Annotated in this window: 16 protein-coding genes, 2 tRNA genes and 1 pseudogene; 9 read left to right on the top strand and 10 right to left on the bottom strand. The window is 57.3% G+C overall.

Annotated elements, in window-relative coordinates; all coding sequences use genetic code 11:
• Positions 1-13 precede the first annotated feature (13 nt).
• Positions 14-619, top strand: a complete 606-nt coding sequence (locus FTO74_RS17920; protein ID WP_162539365.1) for a hypothetical protein — start codon at positions 14-16, stop codon at positions 617-619.
• A gap of 118 nt (positions 620-737) precedes the next feature.
• On the opposite strand, the gene FTO74_RS17915 is transcribed toward FTO74_RS17920, so the two are convergent.
• Positions 738-1412 (bottom strand): OmpH family outer membrane protein, encoded by a 675-nt coding sequence (locus FTO74_RS17915; protein ID WP_162539364.1) that lies wholly within the window; start codon positions 1410-1412, stop codon positions 738-740.
• A 1455-nt stretch (positions 1413-2867) separates the two neighbouring features.
• Here FTO74_RS17915 and FTO74_RS17910 point away from each other — a divergent pair.
• Positions 2868-4058 carry a response regulator gene (locus FTO74_RS17910; protein WP_162539363.1) on the top strand — a complete coding sequence of 397 codons (1191 nt, stop codon included), beginning with the start codon at positions 2868-2870 and terminating at the stop codon, positions 4056-4058.
• A gap of 171 nt (positions 4059-4229) precedes the next feature.
• Here the strand turns inward: FTO74_RS17910 and FTO74_RS17905 are convergent, their stop codons facing one another.
• The 4 genes from FTO74_RS17905 to FTO74_RS17890 form a co-directional block, all read right to left on the bottom strand.
• A complete protein-coding gene (locus FTO74_RS17905; protein ID WP_220399052.1) occupies positions 4230-4580 on the bottom strand; it encodes a histidine triad nucleotide-binding protein in 351 nt (116 codons plus the stop codon).
• 332 nt (positions 4581-4912) lie between these two features.
• Positions 4913-6247, bottom strand: a complete 1335-nt coding sequence (locus tag FTO74_RS17900) for a M48 family metalloprotease (RefSeq protein WP_162539362.1) — start codon at positions 6245-6247, stop codon at positions 4913-4915.
• A 110-nt stretch (positions 6248-6357) separates the two neighbouring features.
• On the bottom strand, positions 6358-7365 hold the full coding sequence (locus tag FTO74_RS17895) for an alpha/beta fold hydrolase (protein ID WP_162539361.1): 1008 nt from the start codon (positions 7363-7365) through the stop codon (positions 6358-6360).
• 136 nt (positions 7366-7501) lie between these two features.
• Positions 7502-7576, bottom strand: a tRNA-His gene (locus tag FTO74_RS17890).
• A gap of 88 nt (positions 7577-7664) precedes the next feature.
• Between FTO74_RS17890 and FTO74_RS17885 the strand changes: the two genes are divergently transcribed.
• Together FTO74_RS17885 and FTO74_RS17880 are read left to right on the top strand one after the other, a co-directional pair.
• Positions 7665-8192, top strand: coding sequence for a DUF4112 domain-containing protein (locus FTO74_RS17885; protein ID WP_162539360.1), 528 nt, complete (start codon positions 7665-7667; stop codon positions 8190-8192).
• A 35-nt stretch (positions 8193-8227) separates the two neighbouring features.
• Positions 8228-8304: transfer RNA gene (locus tag FTO74_RS17880), tRNA-Pro, on the top strand.
• A 47-nt stretch (positions 8305-8351) separates the two neighbouring features.
• Here FTO74_RS17880 and FTO74_RS19860 read toward each other — a convergent pair.
• The 3 genes and pseudogenes from FTO74_RS19860 to FTO74_RS17865 form a co-directional block, all read right to left on the bottom strand.
• Positions 8352-9026, bottom strand: coding sequence for a CehA/McbA family metallohydrolase (locus FTO74_RS19860; protein ID WP_255462371.1), 675 nt, complete (start codon positions 9024-9026; stop codon positions 8352-8354).
• 97 nt (positions 9027-9123) lie between these two features.
• Positions 9124-9327: pseudogene (locus FTO74_RS19855) on the bottom strand (PHP domain-containing protein); the annotation flags it as partial.
• 243 nt (positions 9328-9570) lie between these two features.
• Positions 9571-9885 (bottom strand): carboxypeptidase-like regulatory domain-containing protein, encoded by a 315-nt coding sequence (locus FTO74_RS17865; RefSeq protein ID WP_162539357.1) that lies wholly within the window; start codon positions 9883-9885, stop codon positions 9571-9573.
• Between the two features lie 630 nt (positions 9886-10515).
• Between FTO74_RS17865 and FTO74_RS17860 the strand changes: the two genes are divergently transcribed.
• A complete protein-coding gene (locus FTO74_RS17860) occupies positions 10516-15681 on the top strand; it encodes a malectin domain-containing carbohydrate-binding protein (protein WP_162539356.1) in 5166 nt (1721 codons plus the stop codon).
• 140 nt (positions 15682-15821) lie between these two features.
• Positions 15822-17483 (top strand): WD40 repeat domain-containing protein, encoded by a 1662-nt coding sequence (locus FTO74_RS17855; RefSeq protein ID WP_162539355.1) that lies wholly within the window; start codon positions 15822-15824, stop codon positions 17481-17483.
• A 61-nt stretch (positions 17484-17544) separates the two neighbouring features.
• Here FTO74_RS17855 and FTO74_RS17850 read toward each other — a convergent pair whose 3' ends face one another.
• On the bottom strand, positions 17545-18882 hold the full coding sequence (locus FTO74_RS17850) for a hypothetical protein (protein ID WP_162539354.1): 1338 nt from the start codon (positions 18880-18882) through the stop codon (positions 17545-17547).
• Between the two features lie 307 nt (positions 18883-19189).
• On the opposite strand from FTO74_RS17850, the gene FTO74_RS17845 reads away from it, so the two are divergent.
• Together FTO74_RS17845 and FTO74_RS17840 are read left to right on the top strand one after the other, a co-directional pair.
• Positions 19190-22783, top strand: a complete 3594-nt coding sequence (locus tag FTO74_RS17845) for a TonB-dependent receptor (RefSeq protein WP_345933675.1) — start codon at positions 19190-19192, stop codon at positions 22781-22783.
• Between the two features lie 52 nt (positions 22784-22835).
• The gene (locus FTO74_RS17840) at positions 22836-23654 is read left to right on the top strand and encodes a glycerophosphodiester phosphodiesterase family protein (protein WP_162539352.1); all 819 of its coding nucleotides are present in this window, start codon (positions 22836-22838) and stop codon (positions 23652-23654) included.
• A gap of 133 nt (positions 23655-23787) precedes the next feature.
• Here the strand turns inward: FTO74_RS17840 and FTO74_RS17835 are convergent, their stop codons facing one another.
• Positions 23788-24732 carry a cupin gene (locus tag FTO74_RS17835; protein ID WP_162539351.1) on the bottom strand — a complete coding sequence of 315 codons (945 nt, stop codon included), beginning with the start codon at positions 24730-24732 and terminating at the stop codon, positions 23788-23790.
• A 128-nt stretch (positions 24733-24860) separates the two neighbouring features.
• On the opposite strand from FTO74_RS17835, the gene FTO74_RS17830 reads away from it, so the two are divergent.
• Positions 24861-25766: an AraC family transcriptional regulator gene (locus FTO74_RS17830; protein ID WP_162539350.1), complete on the top strand. Its 906-nt coding sequence runs from the start codon at positions 24861-24863 to the stop codon at positions 25764-25766.
• The last annotated feature ends 95 nt before the right edge of the window (positions 25767-25861 follow it).

Below are 25861 nucleotides of genomic sequence, written 5' to 3'. Positions count from 1 at the left end.
GTGGGCACAAGCAATGGCAAGCGAACTCAATAGTATTGAGAACGACTGGCAAGCGCTTGCGTGGGCTTTCGGCGGAGTTCGCGTGCTGTTCAGCATTCAACCAAGCCCCTTACGTTCCGTTGCAGATCTTGACGAAGAAGCGCGAAAGCATGCGAAACGGCGACTCCATGCGATGAATAATGGCTGGCTCGGTACGAACGTACCTTTGTTAGTGCCCATCATCTCTTGCCTGAGCCCCATTCTCGGAATTGCCATGAGCCGCAACATCCCTGGTAATGCAGCACAACTCGCGGGCTATCTCCTGCTGATACCGATGCTGTATCTGCGTACACGGGAACCTGACGTACCGGATCGTGACGATCAGCCTAATCTTGTGCGGTTCTACGCGAATGAGATGTCAGCCCTGTCGCGCAATTCGCTTTCATTCTGGATGTTCCTCGCTGGTGTCCTGCTTTTGACGTGCGGGTGGGAACTGGAGTTTGCGCGCGGACTCGTGGGTATCGGCATCATTTCGTTCTTCTCGCTTGTAATGTTGGCGTTATTTCTAGCGAAGCATGTGAATGACCGCAGACGCTTCGCACAGATTGAGGCACTCCTTGGCAGGCTACCTAGTTACTAGCCCTCACAAATCGGCTTAGCGTCAGCAATCGAAGAAATCGTTGCAGCAGTTGCCGGTTGAAGGCAGCAAAACGGGGAGCCCCGAAGGGCTCCCCGTTTTGCTGTTTCTATCGTTCCGATTACTTCCCGGCGGGATGAGCGGCAGCCGGAGCAGCCGACCGCGGACGAGCCGCAGGCGAGGGCGCCATCGGCGGCGGAGCCGCAACACCCGAGGTCTTGTTGTAAGCATCCACAACAGCCTGGGTGATCTCGGTGCTCTGCTGCGCCCACAGCACGGTGCTGTTCTGGTTCGAAACATCCAGCAGCAGCGTGAAGCCGTTCGACTGCGCATACTGCTTCATCGTCACCGAGAGCTTCTGAGCGACCTTACCCAGCGCCTCCTGCAGATCGGTGTTGTAAGCGGTCTGAGCATCCTCGGCGTCGCGGTTCAACTGCTTCTCCTTGGTGTCGATCGAGCGCAGACGCGAGGCGCGCTCCTCATCCGAGAGCGTCGCCGGAGCAGCCTGGAGCTGCTTCTTCAGCGAATCGACCTCAGCGGCAAGGGTCTCGATCTGCGCCTTCTTGGGCTCGTACTTCTTCGCGACACCCTGAGCGGCAACCTGGCCCTCATTGGTGGCGAAGACGGCCTGTTCAAAGGCCACCAGGGCGATCTTGGCGGGAATCGCCTGCGGAGCAACCGGAGCGGCTGCTGGTGCCGCCGCCGGAGCAGCCTGGGCCAGGGCAAGAGGAGCGGTGGCGGTGGTGGTCAGAAGGCCTGCGACGAGCGCAGTTGCGAGTGAGAGATTACGGTTCATGCGGTTTGGAAAGCTCCTTGGAGGTTCAATTTCAAAATTTCAGAACTTCGTATTTCGTATGGAGAAGAGGGTTGCGTGCGTAGGATTTCGGTCTCTCTGGCAGCTTTTTTTCGAGCCAGCAGCCCAGCAGTCGTTAAGTCAATCGCGTCCTATACCAGAATCTTGTGGGCCTCACGCCGCCGGAGCCCTGACCGGTCGAACGACGCTCTTTCGAATCTTTTGCTGCGTCTTCTGTCTGTCCCACTCAACCTCCACTCAATCCCGGACAGCGTGTTCCTGCGCTGCCTGTGGATCTCGATCGTCCGATACCGTTTTTGGGGGGTTGAAGAGACGGGAGCGAGCGGACTGCCAGAATGTAGTCGAATTATATAGGAAGCCCGTGGTTATGGGTCAAACGCGTCTCCGGCCTATTTTGCCTGCCCTCGCGGTGCGTCTCTCCGGTTTTTAGTATCGCGCCCCCTCGCACTCTCCAAAATCTAAGATCGCCTCTCCCTGCCCCCACCATAATCCCCATATATCCAGTGTTTTAGCTTTGGACCGTAAATTGCTCTATCCCTTGTGCGCGATGTTGATACATTGCGCCACGTTTCGCCCTGTACCTGGAAGAGCCACTACCCACAGATGGTATGGCTTGCCGCTACAGGAATCGCCGCTCCTCCTCCCTCAGGGAAAAGAGAGCAATGCGATATCTTTCGGAGGCCAGCGACTGGCCATTGCAGTAATACTGTCGCAGCAGCAAGTAGCAAAACCTGGAGCCATCGGCCCAGGTTACGGTTAGCCGGAACATCGAGCCGGGGGCGGGCCCGGCAAATTCCACAGGAAAGTTCCTCTTGCTATCCGAACAGTTTCCGAATAGCATCGTAGACGGTCCATTGGAATTTGGAAGCCGTTCTGGTAGACGGCGGACACAGAAAGCTGCCCGGTGAGAGTTTGGGCTGAGCCATTCCAAATATCCGGAACAGCCACTCGGAACGGCAGCTTTACCGGCATGGTCTCGCCTCGAGGATCTGGATATATCGGTAATCGGTAAATATTGGCAGGTCCGCACGGACCAGGGGTTTCACCGTCAGAGCATTTTGCCTGGAATCGGCGCAGTTTCTGGGCGTGGCCGAGCTTTTGGCCGATTCCGCAGGGAGCAACATCAATCGGCGGTGGCGATCTGCAAGAAATACGAGATCACGAAGAGCACGGAGTGAGGGGACGCGCCCCTGGAGCTTGCGGGTTTGGCGGACTGCGGTTGGAAGCCACCCAAGAATGTCGCACACGAGAAAGCTGGAAGGCCGGACCCTGCAGGGCACCATCTCTGTGGAGCCGGATACATGGAAAACCTGAAATCATCTCCGCCGATGCACAGTCTCCGATCTACTCCCTGCGCAGGCAGGGTAGGGAACTGCAACGTGTGGGCCAAGAGATGCTAATCGCCGTACTGCAGAACAGGTAAGAGGAAGTGGAAGCATGACTTCAGAGCAGAATGTGCCCGAGGTGCAAGTGCACCAGGGACCACCGCAGGGCGTCCCAGGCGCCGGGGAACACAACTCCAGTACACAGGGTGAGGACGGCCAGTCCCACGGGATGGGCCACTCCAAGAGCAGCCGCCGCCGTCGCCGCAAGCGCAAGGGCAAGACCGGCGAGGGTGCGGGCGACCAGCAGCACGAGGCCGGTTCGGAGACGCCAAACCTCTTCTCCGCGAGCGAAGGCGTGATCCCGAGCGTCCAGGCCAACGGCAATAGCTCCGCCCCCCAATCCCAGCCTCAGCCCCAGCAGGGCCGCAGCTTCCAGGCCAACGGAGGCCAGCAGCAGAACGGCTTCGGCCAGAACGGCGCGGCCCCCGGCGGCACCAAGCGCTGGAAGAAGAAGTTCCGCGACCGCGACCGTCCGCGCCAGTCGGAGAACCCCGGCAATCAGGCCAACGGCAACGGCGGCAGCGGCTATCCGCAGCAGCAGAACAGCGGCGGCTACCGCGATAAGGACACGCACCAGCCGGGCAACAACGCGGGCTTCAAGCGCAAGGGCGGCTTCGGCGCGGGCGGCGGCAAGCAGCAGCGCAGCGCTCCCCGCGGCTTCGTCGGCCCCATGGACCACAGCTACCGCGTCGTCAACGGCAACTTCCTCGACGCGCCTCCTTCGACCATCGAGCACGGCAACGGCAACTTCGGCGGCCGTTCGCGCGGCGGCTACCAGAGCGACTCGCAGCCCATCGACTACTCGCAGGGCCGCACCATTCCCATCCCGCCCGACGCCCCCACACGCATCGTCTTCTTCATCGAGGACCTGTTCTTCCAGGCCAAGATCCAGGAGACCGCGCGCAAGCTGGGCGTCAAGGTGGCCTTCCTTAAGAACGATAAGGAGTCCATCGCCGCGCTCACGGGCAGCGAGGAAGAGGATCGTCCGGGCCTGATCGTCTTCGACCTGAACAATGCGAACGCGAAGCCGCTCACGCTGATTCCGAAGCTGAAGACGAAGCTGAAGAAGTCGACCTCGATCGTCGGCTTCCTCTCTCACCTTCAGGGCGACCTCAAGGCCAAGGCTGTCGAGGCTGGCTGCGACACGGTCATGCCCCGCGCGGCCTTCTCGCAGAACCTGCCGAACCTCCTCCGCCGCTACGGCATCGAGGAAGTGGAAGATACGAGCAACTTCAACCAGTAAAAGTAACTGATCCTCAAACCAAACGGACGACCCTCAAGGTCGTCCGTTCGCTTTTTAGCCCTTCGATATTAAAGCGCCAACGGCGCGCCCTATACCAGCCTAGGGCGAAGCCCTAGGTAATCGTACGAAGAGGCAGAAGAGGGCTGAAGGCCCGACCTATCCGAGCCACTATTACCCTGGAGGCCACGCCATGTGCCTTCCACCCAGCACATGCAGGTGCAGATGATCCACGGTCTGCCCGCCATGCTCCCCCGTATTCATCACGATCCGATACCCACCCGCCAACTGGGCCTTCCCAAAAGCCGCGGCGGCATGGAGCAGATGTCCCAATAACTCGGCCGGAGCCTCCCCCCCATTGGCATAGTGCGTTTTGGGAATGAAGAGCACATGCGTAGGAGCCTGCGGATGAATATCGGCAAACGCCATCACGCGTTCATCCTCATACAGAGGCTTCACCGGAATCAACCCGGCACCGATCTTGCAAAAGAGACAATCAGCCACAACCTGCGAAGACGAAGACATGGCCCGATTCTAGACCACTCCCCAACCGCCCTGCACAGAGCCATTGCCCGCCCTTGCGTTTGCTGTTGCCTGTTTTCTTAGTTGTCATTCAGGAGCGAAGCGGAGGAATCTGCTTCTGCTGTTGTCTTTGCCGTTGTTCTTGCGTTTGTTGTTGTTTTTGCTTCTGAGGTAGGTCCGGGCTTTAGCCCGGACATTAAAGACCCTCTCCAGAAGCGGGCTTTAGCCCCCGAGGTATGCTTTTTCAACCCCGCCACAACTGCAACAATAAAAGCGCCCTAACGCCGGGCGGGCGGCACTTCGTGCGGTTCTCGACGCTTCGCGTAAAAAATAAATCACCGCTCAAAATACTTCGGCTTCCCGCCCACTCCCCACGGATCATAATGCTTCGCAAAAGCCGCCCTCCTCGCAATCGAAGGATGCGTATCCAACCAAAGCTCCACCCACTCCTCGGTCTCCGGATCATCCAGCGCCTGCTCCCCCAGATGCTGAAAACTAGCCGCCGTCACCGCCGCCGGATCGGCCACGATCCCATGCAGCGCCTCCTGTCCATATACATCGGCGTTATGCTCCATCCACCGGCTCACCCCATTGGCCACAGGCTCCGTTAGAAACGAAAACACCGCCAACACCAGCAAAAACACCACCAGCGCCGCCCAATCCTGCTGCGTCCCCACCCGCCAACGCCCGCCATATCTCTGGATCAACCACCGCGCCGCATGATACCCAAGCCAGAACTCCAGCACCAGCGAGAGCATCGACAACCCCATCCCCAACGCCACATGCCCGAGCACATAGTGCCCCATCTCATGCGCGAACATGGCCAGTACATCGTCACGATTCCCACTCGCCAGCGATGTATCCCACACCACTACGCGTTTCGATCCGCCAAACCCGGTCACATACGCATTGGTCGTCGTCACTTTATCGGAGGCCTTCATAATGAACATCCGTTCCGGCGGAATCGCGATCCCCTTGCCCCCACGCGCGACGACTTTTTCAAGCTCCGCCACCAGTTCAGGGTTGGTCTTCTGCATCGGCGTGAACTGGTTGAACAGGGGATCGTAGACATAAGGCGTAGCAAAGGCCCCAACCACAATCGCCACCGAGACCAATCCGGCAAACCAAAGCCACCACCGCTGCGGCGAGCGCCTCACAGTCCAGAAAAAGCCCATCACCCCCAGCGTCCCCAGTAGATAAAACACGGCCAGCGACTTGAGCAGATCGAGCGCCCAGCTCGCCCAGCCCTGAATCGACAGCCCATACTGAATCACCACGCGATGTGCATAGATCTGCAACGGCAGATTCAGCAGCGTATGCAGAGCCAGCAGCAGAAAACAGAAGATAGCCCCTTGCACCCAGCGATTGCTGCTTCGAGCCACTGCGACCCGCTGCATCCACGCCGCAACGCCGAGCGAAAGAAACAAAACCAACTGCAAAATATTCCAACCCTCATGCGCAAACTCGAAGGTGGTAAACGTGCGCCCGAGCACAACCGCCTTGGCCAGTTTTTCAGGAGGCAGGGTATAGGCGGTGTGATCGCCGTCGGCTGCTTTGAGAGCAGCGGCCTCGGTCGGGGTAGCGCCAAATTGCAGCGCCGGGTCGACCGCCCGAGCCTTCGGAGTCAGAAGCAGAGCGACACAGAACAACAGAAAAATCACACGGCGCATCGCTCTCCCTCGACATTGCACTACTTTAAGTGCAATCACCATAAAAAACACCGTACCCACACCACGTTGTAGCCACAAAACACCACGTTCTACCGACCACAAATTGTGGTTCAGGCATGGCTCATCAGGAACTGCAACAGGGTCGATTCGGCCCAGTACCCATCATCCCCCTGGGCCAGATCCGGCGGAGCGAGAAACGCACAGTGCCCGCCATTCTTCGTCTCGATCAGCGCAATATTCGGATTTACCATAATCTTCTCCCGAGTCTCTTCCGTAAGACGAATGAAGGGATCGTCCAGTGCGTGAAGGATCAGAGTGGGCACGGCGATGCGGTCTAAAACCCGCGCCGATGCTGCACGAAAGTAGTAATCGTCCGCTCCCGAGAAGCCCGAATAGAGCGACGTAATCCTCTCGTCGAACTCGCGCACCGAGCCAATATTCGCAGCTCGATTGGGATCGTAGACACGTGGAAAGAGCATGGCCTTGCGGCGAAAACGCTGCAACAGAGCTTTCAAAAAACGCCGTTCGTAGAGCCTGTTCACAGGCAAATGCAGCGCATCCGCCGAAGGCCCAAGATCAATCGCAGGCGAAACCCCAACCACAGCCTTCAACTCCGGCAAAGAACCCTGTTCTCCGGCCAGTTTAAGGACCAGGTTGCCGCCCATCGAGTAGCCCACAAGTGCAACGGAATGAAGGCCATAGCGAGTAGTGAAGGCACGCATGACGGCCAGCACATCGCCCGAAAGTCCGGAGTGATAAAGCGTGGGCGAGAGCTGTTCGGTGCCGCCGCAGTTGCGCATGTTCATGCGGATAACGTTGGCTCCGGCACGCCAGAGCTTGTTGGCGTTGCCTACGACGTATTGTGAGCTGGACGAGCCCTCGAGCCCGTGTACGAGGATGACTGTAAGCTGCTGAGCACGAACGGCTTCCGGCTGCCAGTGGCAGTGACAGAGTACCTGGCTGGAGATGCGAGAGCCTTGCGCAGGCGAGACCTCGACCAGCTCGGCAACGGCTGTGGGCAGGTCGTTCTGGCGGGGCAGGAAGTTGCCGACGATGGTCTGGAGGTGACCGTTGGAGAGCCAGCGGCGCGGCTTGTAGGCATCTGGAGCGAAGGCCATCAGTGTGGTTCCACCCGAGCAACGTGAGGGCAGGTTGAGGTTCGCTTTGTGGATCTTGCCATTGCCGCGTTTAGACAGACTGGCCCGCGCGATAATATGCGTCGCGGCCTGCTGTAAAAGATGAGAAGAGGTGTTTTGGGGCGGCTAGTGGGTTTCGAACCCACGACATCCGCTGCCACAGAGCGGCGTTCTGCCACTGAACTATAGCCGCCACAATAGGACAAGTATAGCATTACGGATCGCAAAAGCGCATCCTAAAGCTCAGAGGCGGCGGCGGAAGGGGTATCTGGAGGCGGGCTATGGCGATAACGACGGAACCGGAGGTGATTCGGCCGGGGGAGCGGCCTCGGAAGGGGAGGCCGGGGAGCCGGCTCTTTGACGATGAGAATCTGGATCTACTCTCGCATCTGCTGGATGACTTTATCCAGGTGCCGGGGACGCAGTTTCGGCTGGGGCTGGATGGAATCGTCGGGTTGATTCCGGGGATCGGGGATGTGATCGGGGGGATTGCCTCGTCGATCATCATCATCGCGGCCTGGTCGCGTGGTGTGGCGGCGGTGACGATTGCGCGCATGGTACTGAATGTGGCGATCGAGACGGTTGGAGGGACGCTGCCGGTTGTGGGGGATCTGTTCGATATCGGGTGGAAGGCGAATCGCCGTAACTACAAGCTGCTGGCTGGATCGTTGGCTCGGCCGAGGAAGATGGCTTGGCAGAGCTGGCTGGTGCTGGGGGTAGTCTGCCTGGTGCTGGTGGGATTGATGGTGTTGCCGACGCTGCTGCTGGGGTGGCTGGTGGTGCATGTGCTTCGCAAACCAGTATGGTAGCGGCAAGTTGACGCGAATGAGATAATCGAAAACGTCGGGGCGTAGCGCAGTCTGGTAGCGCATCTGGTTTGGGACCAGAGGGTCGGGGGTTCGAATCCCTCCGCCCCGACCAGCAATTCTCCAGTCTCATCCCTCAAAGCAAGGAATACTGAAGGCTCCCTAGAAGTTCAGGTAAATTGGATTCCCGACCAGCAGTAATGTTTCTTCTGCCGGTCGGAGATTTACGCGAAGCCAGTGTTGCTTTCCGTCGCTTGAATAGGCGAAGCTGCGCATCTCCTCTTTAGCCTTGACCGGAGCCGTGTCGAGGAGCGTTGCCAACTCGCCGTTACGGATGACCTCAGGATGCGCACCTTCGAGAGCAACCAACTTTAAGGTGAAATGTACCTGCTCCCCTGCTAGGGATGATATGGCGTCTCCCATTGATGCGGTCTTCGAGCCCACGTGAGCCGAGAACTCGAACGTGCGAGTGGCTATTCCTTCCATATCAATGAACACATGGCCGGCGCGGATGGCATTCAGAATTGCAGGCTCTGAGAGATTCTGAGCGTAGACGACAGTCGTGGGATGTCCTACGGCTGAGCGTATCTGAGGAGGATAGTCGGTATCGTGGTTGTCGCTTCCACCGATTCCTGTAAGGCGATAGCCGCGGTTGAGCTTGTCCTGCCAGAAGGAGATGCCGGATCGGGGGCCATCGAGTGAACCACCATTGATTGCCTCGATCACGTGAACACGCTTGTAATCGGTATCGGGAGCCGACCACCCGCAGCCCATGCAGGAAGCGCCGGTGGGCGAGCCCGGATGATTGATGGAGAAGAGGCCGTGCAGATCCTGCACCTGCTGGAGCAGGTCGTTGATGTGAGGAACGTGGGGGGCTGGTCAGCCTGAAATCAATAAAGGCCGTGGTGCCGAATACATTGGCGTGGCCTTCGAAGGTCGTGATCTCGCGGCCGGGCATCATCAGGAGACGGTCAAAGTATGGCCGCATGTCGTTGTACTGCGACATCGTGTTGTGATCGGTGATTGCGATGAAGTCCAGCCCGCGGGCTGCGGTGGCCTCGACGGTTTTATAGAGCGGACAAAGTACTTTTTCTTCTGCCGGTCTGAGACAAGAGCCGTCGCTATGCGCACTGTGCATGTGCAGGTCTCCCCGATACCAGGCCGGGCCAGACTTGAGAGGGGGTTGGCTGAAAGTTGAATCTTTGAGCAGATCCGTGCGGTGAGAGAAGTAGATCCTGGCTTCGTAGTTGGAGCTGACGCCCTCCTTGATTTTGGTGGCACCAAGGATGAGCTTCCACTGGTCTGGCACGATAACTCTGGGGAGATAGGATGGGGTGGCGTCCGTCTCCGAGATGGTGAAGAACTTTTTGTTGCCGCCACTCTATCCGCGAAAACGCTCACTATCGAAGATTCCGATGCTCTCTTCGACGAGAGAGAAGCCGTCTTCTTCAGCCGCGATGCCGTAGTGGCCGATCGGCATGTTCCGCAGCGTGTAATAGCCGAAGCGGTCGGTGATGACCGCTCGAACATATCCGGTTGCGGTGTTCGACATCTTCACCTTGACTCCTGCAATCGCCGATCCCGCCGCGTTTGTAACGAGACCACTCAGCCCTGCTGTGTTGACCTGACCGAAGAGGATCTGCGCACTGCAACAGGAGAGGAAGACAAGCAATGAAGCGAGACGGATGACGCGCATACATTTTCTGATGGTGTCGCCTCTGAATGGACAGAGGGGATCGGGAATGATGTGTTCACCGATGTATTTTTGCGACTTCCGACCACTACACCGAAAGGCGGTCTAGTCCCATAAGGAAGCGAAAGGGTACCGATAATATCAATGAAAAATAAATTTAGCTTCAGTACGGACGATCGAGAAGGAGTGCCTTTCCAGTTGCAAGGCGTGTGTGCTGGCGTCCAAGTATGCTAGTTCATCGTTGACGTGACTCGTACATGACTCTTGAATTAACCTAACTATTTACGTTATAGCGACAATTTAATGACAACTCGTTTCACTGGTTTAATGTATTGTTCGATTGTCCTTTGAGAAGAATATTGTTCCATTTGCAATTACTCCCCCGCCGCGACACAGCATCCATGTCTGAGTTAAGAGACCCATTTCCCCTCATGTGGAGAAACCGCAGCCACGTGCCATAAGCGTGGGGGAGAGATAGGGCTGTCCGCAAGGTCGCGATGTGTGCGGTCTATACCTGGTTACGTTTTTTAAATTGAAAGGAACGTTCGCTTGCGGTCTAAAATTGATACCTTCAAGTTTTTTCTCGTCCTACTTTGCCTACTTTCGGCACCCGCATTTGCGCAGGACATTACCATGTGGAAGGTTGATCCACAGCATACCGGTCTCAACTTCCATGAAACACTGCTGACTCCGGCGCTCGTCGCAGACCCCACAAAATTTGCTCCTCTGTTCTTCCAGAAGCTGGATGGACAGGTGTACGGTGCGCCCCTCTTTATGAGCTCGGCAACGCTCAATAAGCTGCCTGGAAGCTTTAAGGATGGCAAGTCACACAATGTTGTCTATGTGGTCACTCAGCATGACAGCGTGTACGCCTTCGATGGCGACGCTGATCCGCTTGGTGCGAATACTGCCGGGACCGACTCCGCCCCCCTGTGGCACACTACCTTTTTGAATTCGGATCCCCAGTTAGGCACACCGACGACAGTACCCTCTTCGGATGCAGCAGGGAACGATATCGGCCCGGAGTTCGGTATCAGTACGACTCCAGTCATCGATCCCGTGTCCGGCACGCTCTATGTAGTCTCACTGGTCAAGTTCCCGGGACAGCCGCTCAATAATCTCTATCGGCAGGAGCTTCACGCGCTCGACGTGAAGACCGGTCTGGACAAGGTCCCCCCGTTTATCCTAGATGCGAACCTGACGTTCAATGGCAACGCCGTCTCGGACACAAGCGCGAGCGATAACGACCCGGTCGTAGCGCCAGCAGGTCAGATCCCCTTTGCACCTCTGCATGAGCACCTGCGTGCTGCCATGACCTTTGACCCGGTGAACAACATCGTCTATCTGGCCTATGCATCTCACAGTGACGAAATTCGCTATTACGGCCTGGTGCTCGGCTTCGATGGCTCCACGCTTAAGCTCACGCACAGCTTCGTCACGACTCCGAACGGCGCGACAGTGCTCGACGGCGCCTCTCATGGAGGAGCAAACAAAGGAGGCGGCAAGGGCGGCATCTGGCAGGGTGGAGCATCGGTGGCACTGGACGAGAGCCAGAACATTCTCTTTGTGACAGGCAATGGTGTCTTCGATCAGGACCCTACCACCGGGTCGATGGATTGGGGTGAAACAGCGCTCAAGCTACCGTCCGCGATGGGTGGTCAACAGCAGTTCCAAATGGCGTTGAGTGACACGAACTCCTATTTCACCCCGTCCAACTGGGCAACTCTGAACTCGGGCGGCGGTTCGATTCCAAACGACTCGGACCTCGGCGCAGGAGGGGCTCTGCTCTTACCTCAGCAGCCGGGAGAACATCCGCACATGATGATGTTCGGCGGCAAGGCGGGCGTCTGGTACCTGGTAGATCGTGACGTTCTTGGTGGGTTGCAGACGAACGATCAGCAAGTGATTCAGGAGATTCCGGAGCCGCGCGCTCCGCAGCTCACCCTTACTCCAAGCTACTTCAACGGTGCGGTCTACTACGCCTCCAGCGGAAGTCCGATGGAGCGGCTCAAGCTGGTCTTCGACTCGGTAGACAATGTAATGAAGCTGGAGACTGCGCCCACGGCTGGAACCGGCGGCAACATTAATGCGAAGGGCGCATCACCGTTCATTACAGCGAACGGCACGTCGAACGGCATCGTCTGGGCTATTGACGGAAACCTTAAAGGCTACGATGCAAATACTCTGCAACTGCTCACGAACGCCTTCAACGGGGATATCTCTGCTCCCGATGGCTCCGGGCGTTGCCAGACTACGAAGTTCAACACTCTGGCCGTTGCGAATGGACATGCTTATTACACCTGCTATTCCGGTGTAAGCCAGGGCTTTCTCGTGGTTGCGGGACTTAAGAGTTCGGCAGCGGCGCCGCCTGCAGGACCGAGTGTGCTGACCGCGGAGACCATCTCTTCTACATCCGTCAACCTGAGCTGGACTAACAATGCCTCCAACGATCCCTCGCTGGCCGGGTTCCATGTTTCGCGCGCGACTAGCGCCGGTGGACCGTTCACCATTTTGCCCTTGAATGCTCAGGGTACGACGTATACGGACTCGACTGTCGCTCCGAATACGCAGTACTTCTACCAGGTCACGGCCTTCAATGTTGCAGGCGACTCCGGTCCGAGCAATATAGCCACAGCCACTACTTATCCGGTCTATACCCAGGGTGGACTGGTGGGCTTCTGGCCCATGGAAGATGCCACGGGAAGCATCGTTACCGATGTGAGTGGCAATGGTCACGATGGATCTCTGCAGCCAGACGGTGAGGCCTTGTATACCACCGCCGGCTACATCAATGGAGGATGGGCTTTTCATGGCACCAAGATTCCGGACAGCATCACGGTTCCGGACAGCCCCGATCTGGACTTCTCCTCAAATCAAAGCTTCACGCTTGCGACTTGGGTGAGGGTGGATGCGTTGACCGGAGTGGAACAGCCGATCGTCCTCAAGTCAGCGAACAACGGCAACGTGTACGGTCTGTTCGTCAATAGCAATAACCAATTTGCCATGCGTGGCCCTGGAGGCGATATCGCAGGCACCACGGCAACTAAATCTGCATGGACTCATGTAGCGATGGTGCAGGATGGAACCGTCGGAACACGTACGCTCTACGTAAACGGCACCGCGGTGGCGCAAGGCCCGTCACAGGCTGCCAATGGTCCAGGCGCGCTGGAGTGGGGCGAGGAAGATCTGCCTGCGGGAAGCAACCAGGTGCAGTTTGGTTTCCAGGGTGTAATCGACGAGACGAGACTATACAACCAGGCGCTCACCGCATCGCAGATTGCGGATCTGCTTCCGGCGACGCTTCTCGACGCCAGCTCTCTGCTGTCGCCGAATACTCCCGATCAGCTTGGCACGACCCTATTCCCAAGCAAGGCCACTGCCACGGAGGCTCGTGTCAGCAGCACAGCGGGAAGCTACATTGTGGTTGCGCACTTTGCCAAGGCGGTGACGGGCATCTCCGGATCGCTGACTCAGCAGAACGGCACGCAGGCACAGGGCGTCGTTGGCACACCCACTTATGACTCCTCGCGGATGAGCGTTTCGATTCCGTTGACCGGCGTTGCCAATGGTCAGCAATTGAACCTGCATCTGGCGGGCATCGTGGCGGTCGACCAAACCTCTGTAGTACAGGGAACGGCAGACATTGCGTTCCGGGTGCTTGAGGGAGACGTGAATAACGATGGCGTGGTCGACAACAATGACCTCACGCTGGAGAGCAGCAGTGTGACCAATGCTGCCGTTCTACCCGGCAACGCAGCGTTCGATATCAACGGCGACGGTATGTTGAATGCTGCGGATGTGGCGCTGCTCTCAGGGCAAACTCCGGGCGGGCAGACTCCGCCTGCCGCTCCTGCCAACCTCGCGGCGACTGTCGGCACCTCAAATGTCGCTCTGAGCTGGAGTGCAAGCACCAATGCTATCTCCTACACGCTGTTCCGCGGCACCGCTACGGGCAACGAGACGGAGCTGATGCAGGGCATCACCGGGACGCAGTTCACCGACAGCAATGTGATCCCAGGCACGACTTACTTCTACAAGGTCGAGGCCGTAAACGGGGCTGGACCGTCGTCATCCTTCTCTAACGAGGTATCGGCGAGCCTGCCGGGCAATAGTCAGCCCAGCGGGAACGCGGTCGTGCAGATTGACTCCGGCAGCACTACGGCCGTGGGTACGTTCGCAGCGGACGAGTTCGCCAGCGGAGGCAGCATCACGCCAAGCGTTGGAGACACCATCGACACTTCGAAGGCGCAAAACCCCGCGCCAATGGCGGTTTACCAAAGCAATCGGTACGGCAACTTCACCTATACGATTCCTAACCTCACTTCAGGCACAGCTTATATCCTGCGTCTCCACTTCGCGGAGACCTACTGGACTACGGCGGGCTCACGAGTATTCAACATTCTGGCAAACGGGCAGACCGTTCAATCCAACCTCGATATCTTCGCCGCGGCAGGTGGCAAGGATATTGCTATATCGATCGATTACCCCGTGACGGCGCAGAATGGTCAGATTGCTCTTACCTTCCAGACCGTTCGGGATAATGCGTTGGTCAGCGGCGTAGAGCTGCTGAACGTTGCGACGCAGGTCTCCGTCCCCGTGACAGCGGTCTACCAGGTCGATTCGGGAAGCGCTGCCTCGGTCGGCACATTCGCGGCAGACAGCTTCTTCTCCGGCGGGTCTACCTCGCAGACCAATGACACGATCGCCACGGCGGGCGTAAAGAACGCTGCCCCGGCTGCAATCTACCAGAGCAACCGGTTCGGCACCTCAACCTATACCTTTACCGGGCTGAAGACCGGCAGCCAGTACACGATCCGCTCGCACTTCGCGGAGACGTACTGGACTGCGGCAGGCTCACGAACCTTCAATATCCTGATCAACGGTCAGCCGGCGCAGTCGAACTTCGACATCTTCGCCGTTGCCGGTGGCAAGGATATCGCAACGACCCTGGATCTGCCCGCGACGGCTCAGAACGGCCAGATCACGGTTCAGTACCAGACCGTAAAGGACAATGCCCTGGTGAGCGGGATTGAGGTGATTGGGGACGGAACGATGATGCCACTACCAAACCCACCCACCTCCTTGCACGCTGCCGCTGGTATCGGTCAGGTTTCCCTTACCTGGGCACCGGCTGCAATCGGAACCTACAGCGTCTTCCGTGGCAATGCCGCGGGAGCGGAAGCAACAACTCCGATCGCTACCGGCCTTACCAGCACGACGTTCATCGACAAGAACCTTCCGAACGGGCAGGCTGTCTTCTATACCGTAAAAACCGCAAGCACCACGGCAACCTCGCTTGCCTCAAGTGAAGTAAGCGCGACTCCTGACGCGGCGGTTCCCGGTTCGCCTGTCTACCGGATAGCTGCTGGAAGCAGCGCGGCTATCGCACCGTTCCAGGCGGATGCCTTCTTTGCGGGCGGCAATACCTCTGGCGGCAACGGCACGGCAGATCTGTCCGCAGTGGTCAGTCCGGCTCCGGCAGCGGTCTACCAGAATGAGCGCTCTGGAGGCACCATTACCTACACGCTTCCGAACCTCGCTGTTGGAGCCAGCTATACGCTGCGCCTCCACTTCAACGAGTTCTACTGGAAGCAGGCGGGCCAGCGCGTCTTCAACGTAACGGTAAACGGGGGTGTCGTGCTGCCGAACTTCGACATCGTCGCAGCAGCCGGGGCTCCGGAGACTGCCATCGTGGAGCAGTTCACTGTGCAACCGGATCAGAACGGCAACATCACGGTCACTCTCTCCGGTGCAACGGCGGATCAGCCAAAGATTACCGCGCTGGAACTCTACCGCTAATCTCGAGCGGACCAGAGGCGCTATGTCGCGCCTCTGGTCCGCTCGATTCTTTTTGGAGCAACCGCATGGTTGTGGGCTCTCCTTAGCCCCTCTCGCCGGTTGTCATGCGTTACGTTTTAAAGCAACGATCAAGGATATCCATGAACGAATCTTCTCTGCCATCTGCTGTCTGCACTTTGAACAGGTTTGCCCGCGTCGCTATTGCATGTATCACGATATTTGGGGCTGTGACTCGATTTGCTCCGGCGCAGGAGCATCCGGCGGCTACCTCTACACCTCTGGCGTCTGCGGCATACGTTCACTACCTGCTGGCTCTGAGGTTCGCGTCGGATGGAATCAAATACGAGGCACTTCGAGAAGCCGCGGCAAGCCTTCGTGTGCAGCGCGAGGGCAATCCGGCAGCAGGTCTCGCATTTCAACTTATCGCTGAACAACGCCAGGATGTGCACGTCAGGCTATGCTGCATGACGGCGAACATTATCCTGGCTCGCTATAACACGGATGGCTCCCGGGTCTTGATCGTGCTCGATGATAAGACTGCAAGCATCTGGGATGCGCATACGGGGAAGAGGATTGCCGGGCCGATGCGACACGAAGGCGATGTCCTCGCGGCAGCCTGGAGCGCCGATGGACGCCGGGTTGTTACCAGCTCGCGCGATGCGGCAGTACAGCTATGGGACGCAGCTACCGGGCAGCTTCTGCATGCTCGATTCCACACGGAGAAACCTCTTTCCCATATCGCGCTAAGCCCGGATGGGCAGCGAGTGCTAGGCAGTATGGAGGGGGAAGTTTATCTGCTGGATGCCGCGACGGGCGCGGCACTCGCGACGAAGCTCCGATACCACGATGACGTGAATGTCGTGATGTTCAGCAATGACGGGGAGCACGCGTTCGTTGGGACAAACGACGACAGTGCGGATCTGCTGGATCCTATGACCGGAAAACGTCTGCATCGGCTGTCGCTGGGCAATGCGATCTTCAGCGCAATGTTCAGTCAGGACAGCAGGCTTGTACTGATCGGCTCGGAAGATCACACCGCAAAGATCTGGGATACGAACACCGGTGTGCAGCAAGGCAGTTCCTTCACGCATACAGGGCCTGTCAGCGATGCGGTGTTCAGCCCGGATGGAAAGCGTGTGCTGACGACGTCCTACGATCACACGGCTCGCGTGTGGGATGCGCGAACCGGCAAGGCTCTTACGCCTCTGTTGCAGCATAGTGCGCCGCTGATTGATGGCGGCTTCAGCGCGGATGCTTCGCTCGTCTTTACCCATGGACGGGATCAGTCCATCCGCGTGTGGAGCGCCACAACGGGAGAGGCCATGATGTTGCCCCTGCACTATACGAGCAACATAAGTGATGCGGTGTTCAGCCCGACGGATCCCTCGCTGTTGGTTGCCATCGGCAATAGCGCCGAAGTGCTGGACATGCCGCCGAGCGATCTCGCGCCGGTGTGGCTTGCCGATCTGGCGGAGTTTGCAGCCAGCCGCTCACGCTTTTCTCAGATAACGCCGCCGGGCCCTTCCAGGATCGAAAAGCTTCAGGCTGATCTACTTGCGTCACACGTGGATGATCCGTGGACGCGGTTCGGGAGGTGGTACTTCTCCGCGTCGAGTCAGCGCGGCGTGTCTCCCTGGAGCAAGCTCTCGATGCAGCAGTACGTCGATCAGCTCCTCGGCTTGAATACTCCGGAATCGCTAAGCTATGCCCGGCAGATTGCCTTCGATCATCCAGCATGGATGGTGAAGATAGATGCCGCTCAGAAAGCATTGGCCGCAGAGAAAGGCAGGGATGTCCGGTGAAGACCGGGGCAACGTCCGTTGCATCGGTGGCGGCTTCGAGCGTCAGTTCCCCAATCGCTCGCTAGGGATAGGTGTGCGACGCCAATACATTCGGGCGTGATGCCATCCCATTCACATCCATTGTCTCGAGCAAAATCTCGAAGTGCGGCAACCGGGAGTTGTTCCCGGCGAAGGCATGAAAGAGGCTATCGAAATCCTTTCCGCTGGTGACAAACTCCGCTGCGGCCTCCGTTCCCGCGAGAGTAAATCCCTGCACGATGACCATATTTCCATTGCCACTTAGATTTGGCAAAAAAGCGATGGTGGCTAGGCCGCGGTGCCGCGGATCGTCATCACGAAACAGGTACTCCTTTTTCTCGTTGGGCTTCGGCTTTACATTCTCAACGCGCAAAGGACCAGTAGATAGATTGTCGTGGAGAATGAAGTTCATCTCCCTTTGAACGACACTCAGCCATGGATCGGCGATCAACGACCCGGCCATAATTAAATTGGACTGTTTAAAATCTTCTAGCTGTAAGTCGCGCACATAGCGTATCTGGGTACGGTCGGGGAGGGCCTGCGGAAGGCGAGCCAATGCGGCGGCAAACTCCAGATCGGCCATTGATGTATACCGACGGCTTTCAACCTCCTGTGCCAGACGACGGTCACACGGAGCATCACAACTCGCAACGGACTTATAACGGCCGCTCGCGTACTCCGCCAGGTCGACAGAATGTCCAGTAATCAACTGCGCCAGGACCAGGCTGACATCGGCAGGAACGATGATCGTGTTCTGATCCGGCCGGAAGAGTTGGGCCCAGAGCTTGTCCGTGGGTGTTTTTCGACCCCATGACCAGTGGGTAAAGAAACCGTACGCAGAGAGAGATGCGAGTAGAACTCCAGCTATCGCAAGTACGCCGGGAAGAAGGAATCTGGGCCTGGCTGGTATCGCCTTCACTCTCGGAGTTATCTCAGGCAGTATCTCCTCGGCATATTCCGCGTCATGCGAATCAGCTTCTGGAATCGGCTCAGATGCTCCGGATTCTTTTCTTTCTATCCGCTCGAATACAGGAATGTAACTTCCCCGCGGGATGCTCAGATGCAGAATCTCCGAGGCGCCTTCCTCGCGGAAGTATGTTTCAATGCGGAGTCGCAACCGACCGGCATGAGCGCGGACGATATTGTCATCACGAGGGTCGTACCCAACGGGACGACCAAAGACAGTTTCACCTATGCTCTGTTCGTTGAGACCTGTGCTTCGTCCAAGGATCGACTGTCTACAGACATAGAGCAGAAAGCTTGAAAGACGGGGCGAGCGCGCGAAGTGAGGAGTGGCGACGATCCGTTGGGTCAGTTGCCATCTCGGATCTCTATCGAGGGAGCCTGTACGAGGTTCCTCCTCCTTCATCGCCGTAATCATAAGCTAACCTAGAAAATTTTATAGAGTACACGTTGCTTCCTCGGTGAACGGAGTATGAAATAACCGCGAGCCAGACCAATTCTCAGGTTGTACCGAGGTGAGATGAGACTCGTATCCCCCTTATTTCAAAGTACTTTCGCAAAGTTACAGTAAAACGTGTGTAAACCAACCTTGTTTAGTGGACGTGTTTCTGCATAACTAGCGCTAACGCGAAAGACGGTTATCCAGAGAGCCTACGTCTTCAGGATCGGCAATCGTTCCGGTGCATGAAATAGCGCCGTAAGCACCGTCGTCTCACATTTCAACTATGCCTGGTCGAAATGCTTTGTCTAATCGCCCCTCGTTGGGTTCCAACCGGTATCAAGAGGCCAACATGCGTCAGAAAAGATATTCATCTACTTTTAGTTTTTCTTTCAGGTCAATATTCCGGTTTGCATTTCTATTTTCCCTTGTTTTTGTATCTGGACCCTTTGCCAAGGCGCAGAAGATCACTGCCTCGCTTACGGGAACGGTTCGCGACGCCAGCGCCGCCACGATACAGAACGCGGCTATTACCGCAACCAATACCGGTACCCAGGTGTCCGCGACGACGCGAACGGATCGTGCGGGACAGTTTGAATTTTCGAACCTGCCTCCGGGGCCGTACAGCCTGTCGGTGGATGCAGCCGGATTCAAGAGGCTGCTTCGCTCCGGCCTGGTCTTAAATATCGATCAGACGGTGCACTTCGACCTTGGGCTGGAGGTCGGATCGGACAATCAAACAGTTGAAGTCAACTCTGCTGAGCCTCTGCTGGAGGCTCAGACTTCGGATATCGGTCAGGTCATCGACAATAAAAGTATCGAGAATCTTCCCTTAAATCAGCGCAATCCATTTGCCTTAGTGCTTCTGGTTCCGGGAGTATCGGGCACGGTAACCTCCACCTTTACAGGGCTTCAGTTCAATGTGAACGGTGGCAGATCCGGCACTACGGATGTCTTGCTGGATGGCGTTCCATCTGCTCCTCCGACCGATGATTCGAATGCCTTGACGATCTTTCCCTCGGTCGATGCGACGCAGGAGTTCAAGGTACAGACGAGCAATTACTCGGTGCAGTTTGGAAACGCCGGTGGAGGCATCATGAACGTCCTCTATAAATCCGGCACGAATGATCTTCATGGGAGCGTTTACGACTACTTTAGAAATTCGTATCTCGATGCGAACAATTACTTCTCCAATCAGGCGGGTGTGCCGCTGCCGAGCTTCAAGCGAAACCAGTTCGGCTTCAGCTTAGGTGGGCCTGTCTACATCCCCAAGCTTTACAACGGTCGTGATAAAACGTTTTTCTTTGTGGACTATGAAGGGCTGCGTCAGGACACAGCCACTTCCGTCCTGACGACGGTCCCGACGCTTGCTGAGCGAGGCGGCGACTTCTCCGCCGACACTACAAGCTCCGGTGCTCCGATCACGCTCTACGATCCGACAACGACGAAGGCCACGACCTCTTCCTCGGGCGGAATTACCTATACAAGAGCCCCATTCAAAGGGAATAAGATTGATCCCTCGCGCTTCGATCCAGTCTCAGCGAATATTCTGAAGTATTTTCCTCTGCCTAATAGATCCAGTTCCTCGGGAAGAAATAATTACTTTGCGGCGGGCTCTGCACCCTACACGATCAATCAGTACGACATCAAGGTCGATGAGATTCTTTCGGCCCGGCAACGTATGTCGTTCCGGTTCTCCAAGAGAAATCCCGTCTCTGGTTTCGCGCCTCTGTTGCCTGCTTCGATCCTGGTTGCTCAGACCGCAACCATCAGCGCGCAGCCGGCGATAGGCGCAGGCTTCGACTATACCTTTGCCAAGAGTTCTACTTATATCTTCGAACTAAGGGCCGGCGTCAGCCACGTCTATCAGAACGCTACCGCGCCTTCCAGCGGATTCGATCCCACCACGCTGGGGTTTCCGTCTTATCTGGCCTCGTCGGCTCTTGCGACCTCGAAGAGCGCCCTGACCTTTCCGGCAATCGTTCCGTCTGGGTATGTGCAGATTGGCGCGGGTAATTATGGATCCATTGGTTCGGCGGGATATCTTGGCGACACCTTTCTCATCAACAACACGAAGATCGTTCATCATCACACGCTGAACTTTGGAGGAGAGTTCCGCATCCTGGCTAATAACGACGATCAGGTGGGACAGGCATCCGGAAACTTCAGCTTCGGTACGAACTTCACGCAGGGGCCGAATGCCCTGACGGCTTCCAGTTCCGCGGGAGACGGTTTTGCCTCGTTCCTACTTGGATTAGGATCAGGTTCGGTTACACATTACTTCAAGGTCGTCAATACGATCAGCCACTACGCAGCCGGTTATCTGCAGGACGACTGGACAGCCTCCGACAAACTTACTTTGAACCTGGGCATTCGGTACGATCTGTTTCTCCCCAGGACCGAACGGGATAATCGAACGACTTATCTGGATTTGAATGTCCCATCCCCGCTTGCGGCGACGACAGGACTTACTAGCCTGAAGGGCGGACTGGAGTATGCCGGAGTCAATGGAAATCCCAGAACGACAACCGACACGGTGTACAAGAACTTTGCACCTCGGGTGGGCTTCGCGTATCACCCGATCGACCGGCTCGTCGTCCGCGGAGCCTTCGGCATATTCTTCACCAACAACCCCAACCAGGCTGCCTCTACCGTTCAGAATACCGGCTACCGCACCAGCACATCCTATCTAGGCACAATTGACGGAGCCACACCGAATAACTATCTCTCCAATCCATTTCCAGGAGGTGCTTTTACTCCTGTGACGGGAAGTTCGCTGGGGTTAGTTACGGGAACGGGTGGAAGTATTTCTGCCAGTATTCGCAGACAGCCCTCTCCTTATACAGAGAACTACAACCTTGGCGTGGAGTATCAACTAGCGAAGGACTGGATGGTCGGTGTCTCTTACGTTGGCAATCACGGCGTCCAACTGCCGACCTCTCCGAACTACGATCAACTTCCAGATTCAGACCTCGCATTGGGAAGTCAGTTACTGGCGACGGTTCCTAACCCGCTTCAGGGGCAGGTTCAGATAGCTGGTCCACTCTCGGGAGCCACGATCCAGAAGAGATATCTGCTCTCACCGTTTCCCCAATTTACAGGTGTAAGTGGCGTCGTTGTCGCTGGGGCGATCTCGCACTATGACTCGGTGCAGATTCGAGTTGAAAAGCGATTCAGCAAGCGCGCCACGCTTCTTCTTTCCTACACGGGCAGTAAGTCGATGGACGACGACTCAGTTGGATTTGGCGGTAACTTCGGAACCAATGGTGTCTATCAGGATGCGAGTATTCCGCTGATACAGGATTCATATTCCTTATCTACCTTTGACGTATCGCGCAATCTGGTTATCAGTGGCGTATACAAGCTTCCGATAGGACGAGGTGAGCTCTTTGGCAATTCATGGAATCGCTTTGTCGATGCGCTATTTGGTGGATATCAGTTCAATGGAATCTTTTCAGCCCATAACGGCAATCCGCTGGCCTTCTCGGCAAACAATGTCGCGAATATCCTGAACCCCGGCGAACGTCCGAATAGCAATGGTCAGAATGCGAGTCTCGGAGGAAGGGTGGAAGACCGATTGAACCGATACTTCAATACGTCCAACTTCTCTCAACCCGCCATCTACACGTTGGGGAATATGTCGCGCACGTCTGGATATCTGCGCACTCCCGGACTGCGCAACTTCGATCTCTCAGTCTTCAAGGAGTTTGCCGTGACGGACAGAGTAAGAACGGAGCTGCGAGGTGAAGCCTTCAACGCCTTCAACACGCCTCAATTCGCGGGGCCCGATACAGGCGTATCCGATGCAACGTTCGGTGTCATCTCGTCTCAGGCCAACTCGCCACGTCAGATACAGATCGCGCTGAAGATTCGGTTCTGATCTCGTTCGACATAACGCTGCATACCGACCCATCTTGATTAGGAGAAGCTGTATGACCAAGAAAGCTATGTCACTTTTCGGAACGGCCCGCTGGACCGTTGCTCTTTTATTCCTGCTGCCAGCAATGTCCCAGATGCTTGCGGAAGAACCCATTCGGATTATTGGGCATCGTGGTGGTGTGGTAGATGAACACCATCCTGAAAACTCCGCGGGAGCAGTCAAGGAAGCGATTGCCCGAGGCTATTGGATGGTGGAGATCGATCTGGATGAGCCCAAGGGAGGAGGCATTGTGGTGCATCACATGTCTTTCCTTCAGGACTTCGGCGTCAATAAGCAGCCGAGCGATATGACGATGGCTGAGATTCGGGAGTTGACTTCTCCTGTCGATCACTCGCATCCTCTCGCGTTCAGCGAGTATGCGGCTCTGTGCAAAGGCAAGATCCAGCTCATGATTGATACCAAGCAGGCCGGGCATCCCAAGAGCTACTACGAATCCATGGAGAAAACTCTTCGGGACAATGGCCTGCTGGAGAATGCTTTCTTTATTGGCACGGATGAGACGCGAGAGTACTTCAAGGGGAAGGCCCGGATCAGCATCGGTGTGTCGGAGCTGGCCAAGAGGCTGGACGCCGGAGAGGATCTTTCGAAGACGTACTTTCTGTTTGACCACGGGATAACGCTCAACGAAAGAAGCGTAGAGCTTGCGAAGCGCGCGGGAATTCCAGTGGTTGTTTCGATCAACGAATTTCACTATGCGTACGTGCATAGCCCTGACCCGATTGCGGCCGCACATGCCGATGTCGACCGGGCTCGACGACTGGGAGTGAAATACTTCCAGATTGATGAGACGTACGATAAGTGGCTGCGTTGAGAAGTTAGAAGCGAGGACTTATAGAATCGCTTCTATACAACGAGCTTGCTGGAGCAAGATGCCCCATTCATACGCGATAAGGCTGCGTATGAATGGGGCGTTGCGTTTAAGTTGTAGCGGGTTGATGTAGGACTTAGTCTTCGGTGAAGAACTGGATGTCCAGGGTGCGGAGGTAGGTGTGCAGACCGGCGTCCTGGATTGGCATGACGTAGGCGTCCGCGGACGACGCGTTGATGTGCTCGTGCCAGAAGCCCGGAGGCGTGACGAAGGCCGCGCCCTTGACCCAGTCGACGCGGATGGCGTCCTTGATGGTGCCGTCGGGGTTCAGTTCGGGGCCGAGGAGGGTGTAGGCTCCGGGCTGCGCGTCGACTACGAAGTCCAAAGCGACCGACTGGTGGCGGTGGGGCAGCTGGCGGGTACCGGGGGAGACGACGCCGAACATCGTCCACAGGGTATGGGTGATGGTCATGGTCTGCTCGAAGTTCTTGTTGGCCAGCAGGACGCTGATGCGGCTGCGCTTCGAGGACTCGGGATCGTTCTTGGCGGCTTCAAGCTCGGCCATTACGGCTTCATGAGTGTAGACCGTGGGCTGGAAGCGGGAGGTCGCCTTCTGCGCGCCGAGGTAGGCGAAGAGGGGCGAGTCGTTGACGAGGTAGAAGGCAGTGTCGGTGTCAGCGTTGTGGATGGTCTCGAGCGCGGGCAGAGCTACGAAGTCGCCGGTCTTCCAGGCGATGGAGCCGTTGGCGGTCTCGGTGTGGCCGCTGCCGTGGATGACGTAGAAGAACTCGCTGCTGGCGTTGGGGGCGCTGGTGAGCTGCTCGCCCGCCTGGATGCGGACGAAGCTGGCGAGAAGACTGGGGCCGGTGGCGGGGTAGGGGGTGCGCAGGGCCTCGCTCAGGTCGAGTGGGATGAAGCGGCTGGGACCGGTGGCGTAGATCTCGGGCGAGAACTGCCGGATGGGTATGGCGGGGGTGGCGCCGGACTCGATGGGGTTGGCCGCCTTGCTGTACTCGTAGATGGCGGCGGCGCGGGTGAGCTGCTCGGTGGGGATGAGGGGAGATGCGGTCTCGGTGCTCATATTTGTCGCTCCTTGGGTGCCTTTAGGGGGCTGCAATGCTTTTTTAGTATGGGTGGCGGGGTGGCTCGGAGTATTCCCGATCCTTAGCGGAGATTCTGGAATCTTTAGAATGATTGCAAAGAGGTGGGATGAAGAGGATTACGGCTCGGGAGCGGGATGGTGCGGGGTTGCGGCATATCCTCGTGGGGGCCGAGGATGAGCTGCCGCCGCATCATGTCTGGTATGAGGGTAAGGGCTACTCGCTGTATGCGGCTGAGCAGCCGAAGAGTTCGTGGCGGGAGCACTCTCACGACTGCGTGCAGGTGACGATTGGGTTGGAGCCCGCGCATGTGCAGGCTACGTGGACCGGCTCCAAGGCGGCTGGGCAGAGGGAGCTGAATGGGAACCTGGTGTCGATTATTCCGCCGGGGGAGCCGCACAGCACGCTTTGGCAGCGGCGGGCGATTCTGATTCATCTTTATCTGGGGAATGGGCTGCTGGAAGAGGTGGCGAAGAAGCTGGGCGATGTGCCGGGCGCGCGGCTGCGGCCGGTTTACCTGGTGCGGGATCTGTTTGTGGAGGAGATGGGGCGGGTACTCTTTCGGGAGTGTCGCGGGGGGCGGCCCGCGAAGTTCTTTGTGGATGGGGCGGTGGGAACGCTGGTGACGCATCTGCTGCGGGCTTACGGGGCGGAGGCTTCGGCTGTAGAGGCGCAGCCTGGAGGGCTGGGGCCTGCTCGTGAGCGAAAGGTGCGGGAGTATGTCGAGCGATGCCTGGAGGGGGATCTTTCGATCCATGCGCTGGCTGGGGTTGTGGGGATGAACCCGCAGTACTTTGCGAGTGCGTTTCGGGTGACGACGGGGTTTACGCCGCATCGGTATGTGTCGCACCGGAGGATCGCGAGGGCGCAGCAGTGGCTGGCGGAGTCGGAGCAGACGATTGCGGAGATTGCTTATCGGTGTGGGTTCAAGAGCCAGGGGCAGTTTACGACGTTGTTCCGGCAGTTTACGGGGATGACGCCGGGGAGGTTTCGGGTGGAGAAGTTAGGGGAGTGAGTTTTTGCGCAAGCGTCAAAGCTCGCATTTGCGGCTGGTTTTAATGTCCGGGCTAAGCCCGGACCTACCTCAGAAGCAACGGCAAGAGCAAAGGC

This window comes from Granulicella sp. WH15, from assembly GCF_009914315.1.
GTDB lineage: Bacteria > Acidobacteriota > Terriglobia > Terriglobales > Acidobacteriaceae > Edaphobacter.
This window is presented reverse-complemented; position numbering and strand designations above follow the sequence as displayed.